The organism is Streptomyces sp. PSU-S4-23 (genome assembly GCF_055632315.1).
In genome coordinates this window covers 4534504-4549612 of the sequence record NZ_JBVMUU010000002.1, presented here as the reverse complement: position 1 = coordinate 4549612, position 15109 = coordinate 4534504, and the positions used below count along the sequence as shown (strand labels likewise).

Sequence of the window (15109 nt, the reverse complement as noted above, 5' to 3'; positions counted from 1 at the left end):
ACCGAGGAGTGTGACCGTGCACGACGACGATCGGCTGGCGGAGCAGTTCGAGGGCTTCCGGCCGCACCTGAGGAATGTCGCGTACCGGATGCTGGGCTCGCATGCCGAGGCCGAGGACGCCGTACAGGAGGGCTGGATCAGACTCAGCCGCAGCAACGCGGACGAGGTGGACAACCTCCGCGCCTGGCTGACCACGGTGATCAGCCGGATCTGCCTGAACACCCTGAGGTCACGCGCTGCGCGGCCGGAGGATCCGGTCGGCGTGCACCTGCCGGACCCGGTCATCGGGCACGAGCCGTCCCGGAGTCCCGAGGACGAGGCGCTGTTGAACGACTCGGTCAGCCTCGCGCTACTGATCGTGCTGGACACGCTTGCCCCCGCGGAGCGGGTCGCCTTCGTGCTGCACGACATGTTCCATCTCACGTTCGACGAGATCGCGGCCGTCATCGGGCGGACGACGGTGGCGACCCGGAAGCTCGCCAGCCGGGCGCGAAGCAGAGTGAAAGGCGCCCAGGAGACGGACTCAGGCGGTGACTTCGCCACCCGGCGCATGCTGGTGGACGCGTTCTTCGCCGCGGCACGCGACGGCGACCTCGACGGGCTGGTGACCGTACTGGACCCGGACATCGAACTCCGCGCGGACGGCGGCCTGGCGCTCGCTTCTGCCACGGCCGCGATCCGTGGCCCCCACTACGTGGCGAAGCGAGCCGCACTGTTCCGTCAGCCTGGCGTGACGGTGACCGCGGTTCTCGTCAACGGCTCCCCCGGCGCCCTGGTCCATCGGGACGGCGCACCGGTGTCGGTGATGGGCTTCGCCGTCCGCCAGGACCGGATCACGCAGATTCAGATCCTGCTCGACCCGGAGCGCCTCGCCGCGATCGACTTCGCCGCATTCACGGCATAGGACGTAGGCCGAGCGTCTCCTCAGGAGGCGCCCGACAGTTCCCGTTCCCGCTGTAGACGCGCCCGCTCGTCATCATTGAGCGCGATGTGACGAACGGCCCGACGCAGTACCAGCGGTGCCATCAACGAGGTGCCGACCGCGATCAGTACCACGATGGTGTAGGAGGCGGTGTTCAGGACGCCCATCCGCAGGCCGATTCCGGCCACGATGATCTGGATGACTCCGCGCGCATTCATCCCGGCCCCGAGCACCAGGGCAGCATGGCGATCGAGGCCGACGACGCGGGCGCCAAGCAGCGCCCCGGCGAACTTGCCCACAATCGCCACGCCGAGCGCGCCCAGTGCGGCGAGCGCGATCATCGGTGTACCGAGGGCGAACAAGTTCATCCGCAGGCCGGCCTCAGCAAAGTAGAGAGGGGCGAGGACCGAGAGCGTGACAGCGCGCAGGGGCATCAGTGCCCTCGTCGTCTCCGGCCCGGCGGCACCGGCCAGCAGGCCGCCGATGAGAGCCCCGAAGGACGCCTCCATGTCCATAGCCTGCGTGGCCGCCGCACACCCGACGATCAGCAGGGTCGCCGTAGCCCTCACGGTGTGCGGGTCATGCGCCCTGGTCATCAGCCATCGGACCACCGGGCGGCCGAGCAGCACGGCACAGGCCGTGATCAGCACCAGCCGGATCAGTGGCACGGCGACCGATCCGAACGTAAACGCGCTCGCTGCCGTGGCCGAAGCCGCGGACAGCAGCATCCAGCCGGCGACGTCGTCGACCACACCCACCGCAATGGTCAGCTGGGCGATGTCCCGGTGCAGCAGCCGCATGTCCGACAGCATCTTGGCGATCACCGGCAGGGCGCTGACGCACATGGCCACGCCGATGAAGAAGACGAACAGGCCGCGGTCGCGGCCGGCCGGCAGCAGGGCGGACGGCGCCAGTAAGGCCCAAGCGCAGCCGAGTACCAGAGGGATCAAGAGGCCGAAGGCGCCCACGGTGAGGGACGTCCGGCCGGTACGCCGCACCAGAGTGAGGTCGATCTCCAGGGCGGTCGTCCCCACGAGGAGGATGACACCGAACTGGCCGACCGCGTCCAGGAGATGAACCTGGGACGGCTGTGACATCTGGAGCCAATGGTGGAAACCGGGGGCCACCCGGCCGACGCCTGAAGGGCCGAGCAGGACGCCGGCCGCCAACTCGCCTGACACGGCAGGAAGTTTCCACAGTACCGCGAGCCGCCCGAGCAGCAGTGCGGCGGCGAGCAGCAAGGACGCCTGGACCAGTAGAACCAGCAACGCGTGCCCGCCAAGCGGCGGGGCTATGACGTCCGGCACCCTGCCTAAGCCTCCGCGTCCTGCTGAACCGTGATCGCCCGTGAGGGGCAGACCTCAGCGGCACGGCGCACCCGGTCTCGGAGCGCATTCGGTACGTCCTCCCGCAGCAGGCGGACGGCACCGTCCTCCTCCCGCTGGTCGAACACCTCGCCCACGGCGAGGACGCACATTCCCGAGCCGATGCAGCGCTCCTGGTCGACCGTCACATGCATGTCGTTCCTCTTCTCGGTTCGCATTTCCGTCCCCTTGTCCGCCGTGCCGTCACCTCGGGAGAAAGCGCACCGGCAGCGAGCTGTAGCCGTTGAGGAAGTTGGACCCAATCCGAGTGGCCAGCCCGGTGATTTCCACGTCCCGAACGGTCCTGGCGAGGACACTCAGCAGGGCGCGCAGTTCGGCCCGGCCGAGAAAGGCTCCGAGGCAGTAGTGCGGACCGTGGCCCAGAGCGACGTGCTTGTTCGGGGAGCGAGACAGGTCGAGAGTGCGCGGTTCGACGAACGCCCGCTCGTCGTTGTTGGCGGAGATGTTCCACAGCGTCACAATGTCCCCCGCCCGTATCGGCCGACCCCCGATGACCTGGTCGCGGGTGGCGGTACGAGCGAAGTGGAACGAGGGCGTCGCCCAGCGCAGGGCTTCTTCCACGGCTGTGTCCAGATCGATGTCGCCAGCCCTCAGTGCCCGCCACTGCGCAGGATGCTCGGCGAGGGCCTTCACGGTGCTGATAGCGGAGACCCGTGAGGACTCGTCGCCGCCGATGATCAGGCTGTAGCAGTTGAGCGCGACCTCTTCGAGGCTCAGCGGGTCGCCCTGGATCAGCCCGGTGGCGATCGTGCTGATCACGTCGTCACCAGGGGCGTCGCGCCGCCGCTGGGCCAGGTCCATGAAGTACAGGACGAGTTCGTTGCGTGATTCCAGGGAGTCGAGTTCGTCGGCACCGGTCAGCGCCCCTTTGCTCCACCGGAGCAGATCGGGCCGTTCGGCCTCGGGGATCGACAGCAGATCGCAGATCGTGTTCATGGGCACGTGTTCCGCGACCTGGGTGGCGAAATCGAAGGTCTCCGGGCCGAGGGTGTCCTCGACGAGCGCGGCCGTACGCTCCTCGATCTTCAGAGCAACCCTGCCGAGCACCTTCGGTGACAGGGCGCGCCACATCAGGGCCCTCAGTTCCCGGTGGCGCGGCCGGTCGGTGACGGCCAGCATCTTCCCGCCGGCGGAGTCGTCGCCGCGCAGCAGCACGTCGAGCACGGTGCCCCTGCCCGAAGCCAAGGCTTCGCAAGCGCCGTAACAGGAGACGACGTCGGTGTACCCGGCCACCACCCAGAAGCCGGGTCTGCCGTCCGAGGAGGCGTGCCAGTACACGGGCTTGCTCGCCCTCACCTCGGCGAAGAACTCGAATGGATCGTGCTCCATGAATGTGCGTGAGTCGGTCAGATCGAGCGAGGCGACCGCTGTTCGGCTCATCGTCCGCAATCCCCACTGAAGACGGGAAACGCACTGCTCGCAGTGCCCGGCACCGGCTCCGGTAAGCGGATCATCACAGACGGCCGAACGGCCCGCCCCAGTTGTGTCAGAAGTCTTTCGCCGTCGGCAGGGAAGTGACGGAGAGCCGAAAGATTGCCCCGCCGGCCCGATGCGCCATGAGAACTTACGAACACATCCGAACCGGAGGAGTACATCCGAACCGGAGGAGCACCTCATGCTTCGTACACGCCGGGATCACTGCCTGCGGACGCTGGTTCAAGCATCCGCACCCATGGCTAGGCTGGTCTGCCTCCCACACTCCGGAGGCACCGCAGCGGGATACGGGGCATGGGCCGCCGCGCTCCCAACGGCTGTGGAACTTCTCGCGGTGCAGTACCCGGGGCACGGCGACCGCTTCGGCGAGCCGCTGTCGGCCGACGTACGCGCGCTGAGTTCGGAACTCTCCTCCGAGCTGCTGCGCCTGCCGCCGCTCCCCACCGTACTGTTCGGGCACAGCCTCGGTGCCCTCGTCGCCTACGAGACCTCCCTGACCCTCAGCACGCTGGGCAGAGGACCCCTTGGTCTGCTGACTTCGAGCTGCCCACCCCCCGGCGCGGCCGGCCAGGTCCGGGCCGGACAGCTCTCCGACGGTGAACTGTGGCACCTCATCGGCTCCCTGGGCGGCGTTGACCCCGACGTCGTCGACGAGCCGGAACTGATGGATGTGTTGCTGCCGGTACTGCGTGCGGACATCACGGCGCACGAGGAGTACCGGCCGGAGCCAGGGACCACCCTTCTACCCTGCCCCGTCCGTTGCTACCACGGCATCAGTGACCCCCTCGTGGATGCCGTCTTGCTGGCCGGCTGGTCTTCGGTGACCACTGGGCCGTTCAGCCTGCTCGAACGGGAAGGGCACCACTTCCATCTTTTCCAAAACGCCGAGCACCTCCTCGCCGACATCACCGCTTTCCTCGACACCGCACTCCACCCGGACTCACTGACGCGGAGCTGACCATGGCCGAGTTGAACTACTCCTCCTATCTCCAGACAGACCTACTGCTGTCTCTCCAGAAGACGCAGATACCCGAGTCGGCCGACCGGAGTGTGGTCCTGGCCGAGCACTTCTTCATCGTCGCCCACCAGTCCTGCGAGCTGTGGCTCAAGCAGGTCGTGGCGGATCTGAGCCTGGCCAGGGACCTGCTGTCCTCCGCCGGCGGGTCGGCCGAAGGGGTGGACACCAGCGTGGAAGTCCTCCGGCGCGCGGCCGAACTGCTCCGCGTCCTGCACGAACAGGTACTCGTCCTGGAACGCCTCCCACTGCACCATTTCGTCCAGTTCCGGCCCTACCTCGGAACGGCCAGCGGGGCACAGTCGGAGCAGTTCATGGAGCTCAGCGGACTGCTCGGAGATGGCGGAGGGGAGGGGGAGCTGTACCGGGCGTTCACAGCGAGCGCCAGCCGTCAGGGCCGCACGGTGGCCGATGTCTGCCGCCTCGGGATCGCCGGCGGCGGCCTGCACCGGGTGGCAGAGACGCTACTCGACATCGGCAACGGCTACTGGCGCTGGAAGGTGGCCCACCTTGGCCTGATGTCGAAGATGGTCGGAGGCCAGCAGGGCACCGGAGGAACGTCTGGGGAGGAGTTCCTCATGCGCCGGATCACTCTCCCCTTCCCCGAGCTGCGGCGTCTGCGCGGCGCCCTGCACTTGGAGGAACTCGCCCCCAGCCCCGCGTGAGACGCACGGCACAGGACCCTCACCCCTCCACGAGACGAAGGCGGGCTTTCCATGACAGCGGACAACGCCACCGGCCTCCACCACGTCGTCATCAACCTTGAGCGGCAGTACTCGGTCTGGCCCGCGGGCCAAGCCATCCCGGCGGGCTGGTCGCCCGTCGGGGTCACCAGCGCGCTGGACGAGTGCCTCTCTTGCATCGACCGCGAGTGGAAGGACCTACGACCCCACAGCCTTCGAGATTCCAGCTCGGTACGGCCCATCGCCGATGGAAACTGCTGATCCATGACGGACATCGACGTCGCGGACATGACCGTGCGGCAGCGCGAGCGGCTGTTGTTGTGGAGCGTGGTCCCCCGGCCGGTGGCCATGGTGAGCACAGTTTCCCCGCGCGGGGCGATCAACCTGGCCCCCTTCTCCTACTACACGGCGGTGGGATATTCCCCTATGGCCCTGCTGTTCTGCGTCGGCCGACGGGCCGACGGCACCGAGAAGGACTCGTGCCGCAACGCCAGGGTGCCGGCCGAAGGAGGTACGGGTGAGTTCACCATCAACGTGCTGATCGAAAAGCATGCGGAGGCCGCCACCGCCTCGGCGAAACCGCTGCCGTACGGACAGTCGGAGTACGAACCGGCGGGACTGCGGCCATTGCCCGGCCGGAGAGTCCGCTCCCCGCGCATCGACGGTTCCCCCATCGCCTTCGAGTGCCGGACGTCCGCGGTGGTCCCGGTCGGTGACCACTTCGTCGTCATCGGGGAAGTGGTCCATGTCACTGCGGACGAGGGGCTGATCGACGACACCGACTTCCACATTGACCTGGACCGGCTGGGATCCGTCGGGCGCATGGGCGCCGCGGACTACGTCCGCACGTCGGACCGCTACGTCGTGGGCGGGTAAGGCGTGATTTCACCACCCGGATGTCACCTCCGATCGTTTCGAACCGTTGAGAAGGGTGGGGCTGCCCGGCACAGGGAGCAGCAGCCCGACGGCGGTGAGGCGATACAGGAGGGTGTGGCCGTTGGATGTCTACGACGCGGTGTCCACTCGTCGGGCGGTGCGGGGGTTCACCTCTGATCACGTCCCCAAGGAAGTGCTTGAGAGAGTGCTCTCGGCTGCGTCCAGAGCACCGTCCGGGGCGAATCTGCAGCCGTGGCACACCTATGTCCTGACCGGTCAGCGGCTGGAGCATCTCAAGAAACAGGCTGTCGCGCGGGCTGCAGCGGGGGATCCAGGAGACGATCCTCAGTACACGATGTACCCACGCGATCTCAAGCCCCCCTACCGGGAGCGTCGTAGGACCGCCGCCGAGAAACGGTACGGCGCTCTCGGCATCCCCCGCGACGACCGAGCCGCACGGCGCAAGGCGGTCATCGCGAACTGGCACTGCTTCGGCGCGCCCACCGCTCTCTTCTCGTACATCGACCAGGATATGGGACCGGCCCAGTGGGCCGATGTCGGCATGTACCTGCAGACCATCATGCTGCTGCTGCGGGCCGAGGGACTGCACAGCTGCCCGCAGATGGCGTGGTCGATCTACCACCGCACGGTCGCCGAGGTCGTCTCTCCCGCCGATTCACTTGTCCTCTTCTGCGGCGTGTCAGTGGGCCATGCGGATCCGGCCGGACCGTGCATCCGCGTGGATCGCGCCCCGCTCGACGAGACGGTGACCTTCCTCGACTGACTGCCGGGCGCACTCCCCCTAGTCCCACTGAGCAGGTTCCAGCCCGGACGCGCCGCGACATCGAGCCTAGGGGATCCACGGGGGAGCGGCCCCTTCCCGCATTCGCACGACCGGGGAGCCCGAACCGCTCAGCTAGGCGATGTTGTTGAACTTGGTGCCTTCGCCCGCGTAGAGGTTGGTCGTCAGCCGGCTCAACGGGGCCGTCGTCGAGCCGGTCGAGCGGTAGACGTACGTGCCGTTCGGGCCGTAGGCAATCAGGTCGGGGCGTCCGTCGGCGGTGACGTCGCCGGCGCCGACGAGGTGGGAAAAGGCGTTCCAGCCGGAACCGATCCTGACGCGGGTGGTGAAGCTGCCTGTGCCGTTGCCCTGGTAGAGCCAGAGGACGCCGTAAGTGTCGCGGGCGACGAGGTCGCCGGCCGCGGTGCCCGCGATGTTGCCGACGGCGGTGATCTGGTTGTAGATCTGCCAGCCGCTGCCGAGGCGGACGCGGCCGGCAAAGGGGGCGGACGAGCTGCCGGTGCCCTTGTAGAGCCACAGGACGCCGGAGGCATCGGTGGCGAGGAGGTCGGATCGGCCCTCTCCGGTGAGGTCGCTGCCACCGGTGATCTTCTTGTAGATCTGCCAGCCGGTGCCGACCTTGACGCGGCTCGCGAAGGTGCCGTCGCCCCTGCCCAGGTACATCCAGAGGACGCCCGAGGTGTCGCGGGCGACGAGGTCGCCCGTCGAGGTGCCGGCGAGGTTCCCCGCGGCCTCGATCTGGTTGTAGACCTGCCAACCGGTGCCGATCCTCGTCCGCTTGGCCGTGGTCACCTTGCTGCCCGACGGCCAGTCGAAGAGGTCGTCCCGCCACAGCGCACCCGAGGCGTCCCGCGCGAGGACGTCCGTCGAGCCGTTGTTGTTGAAGTCGTGCGGGTTGGCCCGGCGCGAGACCTGGAAGCTCCCCTGGGCGGTTGCCGGGCCGCCGACGCCGTCGGTCGGGGTGGCGGTGATCTGCCAGGTGTAGGCGCCGTTCGGGGCGCTGATGCCCTCCAGGACGCCGTCCCAGACGAAGGCGAAGCGGCTGTCGGAGACCGGCTGGGGCAGGCGCCTGGTGAGCGTCTTGCCGGTGGCCGTGTGCGTGAGCGTGAGGTCCACGGTGGCGTTCGCGCGGGACAGGGTCCACTCCATCGGGACCGTGGTGCCCGGCTTCTCCAGGCTCACCGCGGTGGGGACCTTCGACTCGGTCACCTTGACGGCCAGGACCCGGCCCGTGCCCGCCACGAGCGTGGCGCTCGGGAGGCCGTCGTTCCCCTCCCAGATCCGGAACAGCCCGTCGGCGTCCGCCGTGGCGCCACGCACGAGCAGGCCGCCGTCCGGCGCGTGGGCCACGCTGGAGAAGTGCTCCAGGAGTTTGTACGGCGCGGCGGTGGAGTCGGTGATGCTCCGGGCGTACAGCGGGCTCAGCGTCTCGTCGGCCGCCTTGCCCGGGACCCCGTAGAGCAGCGTGTCCCTGGTGACGCCGGCGATGACGGCACCGCTCATGGAGCTGTCCATGGCGAATCTCTGGTGGACGTACGTCCCGTCCACGACGAGTTCGGTGGCCCCGGCCCGGTACTCGACCCACGCCTCGTAGTCGGCGGTGTAGGCGCCCGTGGACGCCTGGGTCCACGGGGCGATGTTCATCCTGCTGCCCGACTCGATCACCGCGTCGCTGTTGACGGTCGTGCGCGTCTTCCAGTACTCGGTCCGGAAGGTCGTCGAGCTCGGGAAGACCCGGTTGCTGCTCAGGACGAGCAGGGCGTCGCTTGTGGAAGCGACGACCTTGAAGTCCATGCTGTAGGAGTTGGATGAGCGCTTCGTCTTCTTGGCGACCCCGTCGACCTGGGCGAGCTGCCACAGCTCGTGGTAGTCCCCGCTGCCTGTCGGAACCTTCACGAAAAGGTTGTCGCCCACCACGCCGACGAGCTCCGCGCCGGGCTTGAACTCGGACGCGAGGTCGTAGGACGCGGACCAGGTGGCGCCTTCCCTCATGTCCCGCAGGAAGACCATGCTGCCGCCATCGCTGGTCACGACGATGTCGGAGTGGCTGTCGTAGCCGATGGTGCCCGTGCTGATCGGCAGCACCGAGCCGTCGGCGTACTTGTGCCACTCCAGGACCTTGTTGCCGGAGTCGTCCGTCCGGGACGTGAGGTATCCGGTGTCGCCAGTGCTGACGATTTCGGCACCGAGGGGCAGATTCGCCTCGATGGCCGTGGCGGTGGCGGCCGTGGCCCCGGTCATGGCAGCAGGAGCGGCCACGGCCCCGGGCGAGACCAGGACGCCGGCACCGACCGTCACGGCGAGAACGGTGGCGACGGAGGCGCCGAGACAGCGTCGGGTGGTGCGTAGGGGAGCCAAGGAAGTCCTTCCTGATGAGCCGAGCTGTACGCACATCCGTGCGTGCCGCTCGGTCGGACCTGCGAAGGGGGAGGGTGGTTGTACGAGTTGCTCGTGTTTTGCGGGACGACGAGCGGATCGGGAGCGCGGGGCACGCCTCACCTGGGACCGGCCGAGGTCCTGGCGAGTCTGGTGCAGGCGATGGCTGGTCCGCCGTTGCTCAGCTCCTGGGCGATGAGCTGATCGGAGCGTGCCTGCCACCCTGAAGGATCTTGGCGTAGAAGTAGAAGCGGAAGAGAACTGGTCCACTGGGACATGCCTGCATGCAGAAGCGAACACGGCACTTCGGCGAGGGGGGCCGGTTGTCCTGGTTCTCGTCCAGTGCGTGGATGGTCGGCGGTGTTCAGACCTCGCGCATGGTGATCAATCGGCGGCTGCGAGGCCGCCGCGGCCCTGAGCCCGGGCCTCGGCCGAGGCACGCCGTGGGACCGGCTGCCGGGGCGCCGCGGTCGGCTGGATGGCGATCAGGCAGGTGTCGTCGTCGGTGTCGGAGCTGCTCTGGCGGAGCAGGCCGTCCAGGAAGCCGTCCAGGTCGTCGACCTGGTGAGCGGCAGCCGCCAGCAGTCTGTCGATCTGGTCGTGCACGCTGCTGTCCCGGCGCTCGATCAGGCCGTCGGTGTACATCAGCAAGGTGTCGCGGGGGCGCAGGGCGAGCTCGTGCTCCTCGTACTCGGCGTCGGTGACCGCGCCCAGCAGCAGCCCGCGGGGCACCGGCAGGGCCTCCGCCGAGCCGTCCCGCACCAGCACCGGAGGCAGATGCCCGGCCCGCGCCCAGCGCAACGTGCGGGTCGCGGGGTCGAACAGGCCGCAGACCGCGGTGCCGGTGACGTCCCGGGTCAGCTCGTGCGTCACGGTGTTGAGCCAGGCGAGCAGTTGTCCCGGACCTGCGCCGGTGACGGCGAGCCCGCGCAGCGCATTGCGCAGCGTCACCATGCCGTTGGCTGCGTTGATGCCGTGTCCTGCGACGTCGCCGACGGTCAGCAGCACCTGGCCGCTGGGCAGCAGCACGGCGTCGTACCAGTCGCCGCCGACCCGGTTGTCCTTCTCGGCCGGGCGGTAGCGCACCGCCACCCGCACCTCAGGGGTCTGCACAGGCTGGTCCGCCGATGGCATGATCGCCTGCTGCAGCTGCCGGGCCAACCGGTAGCCGGCCGCGGCGTGCTGCTCGGCGCCGGCCAGCCGATCCCGGGCGGCGGCCAGCGCCACCTCCGTCCAGCGCTGGGAGGAGACGTCCAGATAGGCGCCGCGTACCGCCACCAGGACGCCGAGGGCGTCGCACAGCGGTTCGGCGACCACGCGCACATGGCGGACCACCCCGTCGGCGCGCTGCAACCGGAAGGTCACTGCGGCCTCCTCGCCGCGGTGCAGCACGGAGCGCAGGAAGCGACTGACGGCGTCCGCGTCATCCGGGTGGGCGTGCGCACCGAGGCGGCGCAGCGGAACCGGATGGGCGCCCGGTGGCAGCCCGTGCAGTGCGTACAGCTGCTCGCTCCAGATGACCTGACCAGTGGTCAGGTCCTCCTCGAAGCCACCGATCCGGCTCAGCCGCTGGGCATGCTGCAGCAGCGCGGCCGGCCCGTCGCCGCCCTCCGCCAACCGCCAGCTGAGCAGCACCGCGTCCCCGAGGCGGCTCAGGCCGACCCGGGCGGTCGAGGCTGCCCCGGGCCGTCCGGCCGGACCCGACAGTTCCGTGGTCTCGCGTCGCTGCGGCAGCCCGGTGGCGTAGACCCGCCGGACGGCGCCGAGCAGGCCGCCGCCGGCGGCGAGCGGGTAAGCCTGGCGAAGCGTCATCCCGACGACCGCCTGACGCGGCCGGCCGGCCGGGTCGGCGAACCGCTCGTTGGCGTAGGCGATGACGAAATCCGTGACCCGGCCGGCCCGGTCGCGCCGCGGCCGCAGCAGCACCGCGGAGTCCAGCAGCCCGTCGGCCAGAGCGGTCAGCCAGGCGGCGGGCGCCCCGGGAGCAGGCTCGGCCGCGGCGGCCTCTGCGGGCTCGGCCGCGGCGGAAGCGGTTCCGTGGCCGCCCAGGGTGAGGGCGCACAGATCGGCGAGTCCGTCGAGCTGCCGGCGCAGGGCGGGAGTGAGTGCCAGGCCGGCATCGGCCGACCGGGGCCAGCGGATCTCCAGGGCGCCCACCCGCCGCCCGTGCACCTGTGCCGGCAGCACCGCCCGGGTACCGCCGGTACCGCCTCCGATGGTGGGCAGCGGTACGTCGCTCGGCTCCGGCATCCAGAGCATCCGGTCCTCGGCGACGGCCTGCTGGGCAAGGGTGCCGAGTCCGGGCGGCACATACCGCCAGCTGCCCGCCTCGGCGGAACCGAAGCCGGCCTGGCCGGCCAGGGTGAGCGAGCCGTCGGTGGCCGCCGCCCAGACCGCGGCCGCCGTGGCGCCCAGGGGGCTGAGTGCACGGTCCAGCACCACCTGGACGACTGCCTGGGTGTCGTCCCCGGCCTGGGCGGCAGGCGCCGCCGAGCCGGCCGCCGGGGTACCCGCCCCGGCTGCGGGCTCCCGCCCGTCCTGGTCGCGCCGCTGGTCGTCCATGGGGTCCCACGCGTTCCTCACCGGTCCAGCATCCGGTGCAGAGCGCCGACGAGATCTTCGGCGTCGAGGGGCTTGGTGATGTAGTCGTCGGCGCCGGCCTGCAGGCTCTTCTCGCGGTCGCCCTGCATGGCCTTCGCGGTCACGGCGACGATCGGCACCCCGGCCCGGCCGGGCCTTCGGCGGATCGCGGCGGTGGCCGTGTAACCGTCCATCTCGGGCATCATCAGGTCCATCAGGACCAGGTCGACTTCCGGGTGGCGGTCCAGCATCTCGATGCCCGTGCGGCCGTTCGCCGCGTGCAGGACGCGGATGCCCTCCAGTTCCAGGATCCCGGTCATGGCGTAGACGTTGCGGGCGTCGTCGTCCACGATGAGCACGGTACGGCCGGCCAGGGTGCCGCCGGCCGGCCGCGCCTCTGGCTGTGGCCGCTCATCGCGCCGCACGCCGTTCGGCGGAGCCCCGCCGGGCTGCCCGGCGCTCAGGTGCAGGGCGATGCGGGCGCGCATCTCGTCAAGACTGGTCAGCACTTCCAGGGGATGCATGCCGGCGTGGGCACGCAGCCGCTGCTCCTCGGCCTGGGACGGCGGGCTGCCGCGCAGGCCCAGGACGGGCACGCGGCGCAGCGCGGGGTCGGTGTCGAGGATGTGCAGCAGCGCCTCCGCCCCACCGTCCCCCAGCAGGTCCAGGTCGAGCACCACGCAGTGAACGGTACGCCCGGTGAGCCGGTCCGCCACCTGTTCGGGGCCGGCAGCGGTGTCCACCCGCACCGGGAAGTCCGCGGCGGCCGCCTCGTCCGCGGCGCTCTCGGCGATCAGTGCCAGCAGCCCCCGGGCACGCCCCTCCACGACCAGGACCCGGCGCAGCGGCTCGGCCGGCGTCCCTGGGGAGACACCGGCGGACTGCTCGACGTCCGCGGTCTCCGTACGGACGTCCGCGGTCTCCGTACGGACGTCCGCGGTCTCCGTACGATCGGCGGGCCCGGACGGGCGCGGCACAGCGGGGTGTGTGATCGGCAGGTACAGCGTGAAGCAGCTTCCCTCTCCCGGGGTGCTGCGGGCCTGGATGGCGCCGCCGAGCAGATAGGCGATCTCCCGGCTGATCGACAGGCCGAGGCCGGTGCCGCCGTACCTGCGGTTGGTGGTGCCGTCGGCCTGCTGGAAGGCGCCGAAGATGCTCTCCAGATGCTGCTCGGCTATACCGATACCGGTGTCGCAGACCCTGAAGGCGAGGGCTGGGCCACCGCGGCGCACCGCGTCGGGGATGTCGGCGGCCGCCGGGTCGACCGGTTCGATCCGCAGCTCCACATGCCCGGCGTCGGTGAATTTCACCGCGTTGGAGAGCAGGTTGCGCAGCACCTGGCGCATCCGCGATTCGCCGGCCGTCGGCGACCGACTGGGGCTTCGCGCTCGCGGCGGTGGCGATGGGTCTGTTCGAGCCGTCCGGACCCGCGCCACCCCGCCCGCACGGCGTGCCGCGGTCCGCGGCGAGCGCCCCTCGGTGCGGGCGCCGGGGTTCAGGCGCCGTCCGGCTGGCAGCGTGGGCACCACACCGTGCCGCGGCCCGCGACACGGGACCGCCGCAGCGGGGCGCCGCAGCGGGGGCAGGCCGGGAGGGGGTCGTCGCGGTGGCCGGTGAGCCAGGAGTCGCGCGGCGGGACGCAGCCGGCGGTCACCGCGGAGCGCAGGGTGCGGCGCATCTCGGTGTACAGGCGGCGGCGTTGCGCCTCGGTGAGATCGGCCGCACGGCTCGCGGGCCAGACCCGCGCGCGCCACAGGATCTCGTCGGCGAGCAGATTGCCGAGCCCGGCCAGGGCGGACTGGTCGATGAGGACGGCCTTGACCCTGCCGCGGCGCGACGTCAGAACGGCGTCGAACTCCCCGCGGTCCACCGCCAGCGCGTCGGGGCCCAGACGCGCCAGCAGCCGTGCGACGCCGGAGTCGTCGTCGGCCAGCCAGAGGCCCTGGAGCTTGCGCTGATCGCGGTAGCGGAGCTCGCGGTCGCCCTCCACGGTGAACAGGACGCGGTCGTGCGCCTCGGGCGCGTCGCCGGGACGGCAGCAGACCAGTCCGCCGGTCATGCCGAAGTGCAGCATGAGGGTGGGGCCGTCGCCGGTGCGGGCGAGCAGCCACTTCCCGTGCCGCTCCGGTTCCGTGAAGCGCCGGCCCTCCAGTGCGCGGCGCAGCCGCCGCGCGCTCATCCCGCGCAGTACGCCCGTGTCGCGCACATGGACGCGGTGGACGGTCCTGCCCTTCGCGCAGGACCGGAGCACCTCGCGGAAGCCTTCCACATCGGGCAGTTCGGGCATGGGGGCGTCCTTCGGCGGGCTGGTGCAGCGAACCCGGCTGCTTCATCGAAGCACGGAAGCCGCCTTCGGCCCGCTGTGGCGGACGGCGTGTTGCCGTCCTCGCGAAACCGCCTCTCTATAGGGTCGAGCGGGCCGGCGGTGAACGGGCGGAGTGGACATGACCGGGGAGAAGCGCCGTGATCCGGGCCCGGGGGGCAAGCGCGGCCGGCCGGAGATCCACCCCTCTCTGCATGCCACCGCGACCGCCGCCGCCGGGGGAACGCTCGTCATCTGGTGGCCCGCGTTCACGCTCGGCGCGTACCGGGCCGTCTTCTTCGACGATGTGATGACCCTCTGGGCCGTGGCCACGGCCGTGCTGTTCACGGGCGTGATGCTGCACCGGAAGGTCGCCGTGCCCTGGGGCGGCTGGATCGTCCTGGTGGTGCCCTCGCTCTGGATCGTCCTGGCGATGGTGACGCCGAGGAGCTACAGCCATTACCTCCACTACCTCATGGTGGGGATCACCATGCTGGGCGCTCCGACGCTGACCTGGCTGCTGTCGAAGATCCTCCTGACCGACTACGCGCAACTGCCCGCGGGTCAGCGCCTCGCGGCCGTCGGCGTGACGGTCGCCATCGGGGTCCTGGCCTACCTGCTCGGCAGATTCAACTACCTGTTCCTCACCTGCGCCGACTTCGACGTCAGCGGCAACAACACGCCCCCCGGCTGCGCCCAGGGCCCGCCCTTCCATCTCACCTGAGACATCCGCC

14 protein-coding genes are annotated in these 15109 nt (G+C 70.2%); 7 read left to right on the top strand and 7 right to left on the bottom strand.

Annotated features, from left to right (window positions below; genetic code table 11):
- Positions 1–16 precede the first annotated feature (16 nt).
- The gene (locus ACZ79I_RS20810) at positions 17–904 is read left to right on the top strand and encodes a sigma-70 family RNA polymerase sigma factor (protein ID WP_471498999.1); all 888 of its coding nucleotides are present in this window, start codon (positions 17–19) and stop codon (positions 902–904) included.
- Between the two features lie 20 nt (positions 905–924).
- On the opposite strand, the gene ACZ79I_RS20805 is transcribed toward ACZ79I_RS20810, so the two are convergent.
- From ACZ79I_RS20805 to ACZ79I_RS20795, 3 genes are read right to left on the bottom strand one after another with little or no spacing between them, the layout of a single operon-like run.
- A complete protein-coding gene (locus ACZ79I_RS20805; protein ID WP_471498998.1) occupies positions 925–2229 on the bottom strand; it encodes a cation:proton antiporter in 1305 nt (434 codons plus the stop codon).
- A gap of 5 nt (positions 2230–2234) precedes the next feature.
- On the bottom strand, positions 2235–2441 hold the full coding sequence (locus ACZ79I_RS20800) for a ferredoxin (RefSeq protein ID WP_471505120.1): 207 nt from the start codon (positions 2439–2441) through the stop codon (positions 2235–2237).
- Between the two features lie 49 nt (positions 2442–2490).
- Positions 2491–3687, bottom strand: a complete 1197-nt coding sequence (locus tag ACZ79I_RS20795; protein WP_471498997.1) for a cytochrome P450 — start codon at positions 3685–3687, stop codon at positions 2491–2493.
- Between the two features lie 169 nt (positions 3688–3856).
- Between ACZ79I_RS20795 and ACZ79I_RS20790 the strand changes: the two genes are divergently transcribed.
- The 5 genes from ACZ79I_RS20790 to ACZ79I_RS20770 all read left to right on the top strand — a co-directional run bounded on the left by ACZ79I_RS20790 (position 3857) and on the right by ACZ79I_RS20770 (position 7099).
- The gene (locus tag ACZ79I_RS20790; protein ID WP_471498996.1) at positions 3857–4699 is read left to right on the top strand and encodes a thioesterase II family protein; all 843 of its coding nucleotides are present in this window, start codon (positions 3857–3859) and stop codon (positions 4697–4699) included.
- Between the two features lie 2 nt (positions 4700–4701).
- Positions 4702–5421 carry a tryptophan 2,3-dioxygenase family protein gene (locus ACZ79I_RS20785; protein WP_471498995.1) on the top strand — a complete coding sequence of 240 codons (720 nt, stop codon included), beginning with the start codon at positions 4702–4704 and terminating at the stop codon, positions 5419–5421.
- A 51-nt stretch (positions 5422–5472) separates the two neighbouring features.
- Complete coding sequence (locus tag ACZ79I_RS20780; RefSeq protein WP_471498994.1) at positions 5473–5700, top strand: MbtH family protein; 228 nt, start codon at positions 5473–5475, stop codon at positions 5698–5700.
- 3 nt (positions 5701–5703) lie between these two features.
- Entirely contained in the window at positions 5704–6315 is a 612-nt protein-coding gene (locus ACZ79I_RS20775) for a flavin reductase family protein (RefSeq protein ID WP_471498993.1), read from the top strand.
- 121 nt (positions 6316–6436) lie between these two features.
- Complete coding sequence (locus tag ACZ79I_RS20770; protein ID WP_471498992.1) at positions 6437–7099, top strand: nitroreductase; 663 nt, start codon at positions 6437–6439, stop codon at positions 7097–7099.
- Between the two features lie 132 nt (positions 7100–7231).
- Here the strand turns inward: ACZ79I_RS20770 and ACZ79I_RS20765 are convergent, their stop codons facing one another.
- The 4 genes from ACZ79I_RS20765 to ACZ79I_RS20750 all read right to left on the bottom strand — a co-directional run bounded on the left by ACZ79I_RS20765 (position 7232) and on the right by ACZ79I_RS20750 (position 14360).
- Positions 7232–9475, bottom strand: a complete 2244-nt coding sequence (locus tag ACZ79I_RS20765; RefSeq protein WP_471498991.1) for an FG-GAP repeat domain-containing protein — start codon at positions 9473–9475, stop codon at positions 7232–7234.
- Positions 9476–9877: 402 nt separating this feature from the next.
- Entirely contained in the window at positions 9878–12076 is a 2199-nt protein-coding gene (locus ACZ79I_RS20760) for a SpoIIE family protein phosphatase (RefSeq protein WP_471498990.1), read from the bottom strand.
- Positions 12073–13419 (bottom strand): response regulator, encoded by a 1347-nt coding sequence (locus tag ACZ79I_RS20755; RefSeq protein WP_471498989.1) that lies wholly within the window; start codon positions 13417–13419, stop codon positions 12073–12075. The genes ACZ79I_RS20760 and ACZ79I_RS20755 overlap by 4 nt, the downstream gene beginning before the upstream one ends.
- A gap of 149 nt (positions 13420–13568) precedes the next feature.
- Positions 13569–14360 carry an Fpg/Nei family DNA glycosylase gene (locus ACZ79I_RS20750; protein ID WP_471498988.1) on the bottom strand — a complete coding sequence of 264 codons (792 nt, stop codon included), beginning with the start codon at positions 14358–14360 and terminating at the stop codon, positions 13569–13571.
- 157 nt (positions 14361–14517) lie between these two features.
- Between ACZ79I_RS20750 and ACZ79I_RS20745 the strand changes: the two genes are divergently transcribed.
- Entirely contained in the window at positions 14518–15099 is a 582-nt protein-coding gene (locus tag ACZ79I_RS20745; RefSeq protein WP_471498987.1) for a hypothetical protein, read from the top strand.
- Positions 15100–15109 lie beyond the last annotated feature (10 nt).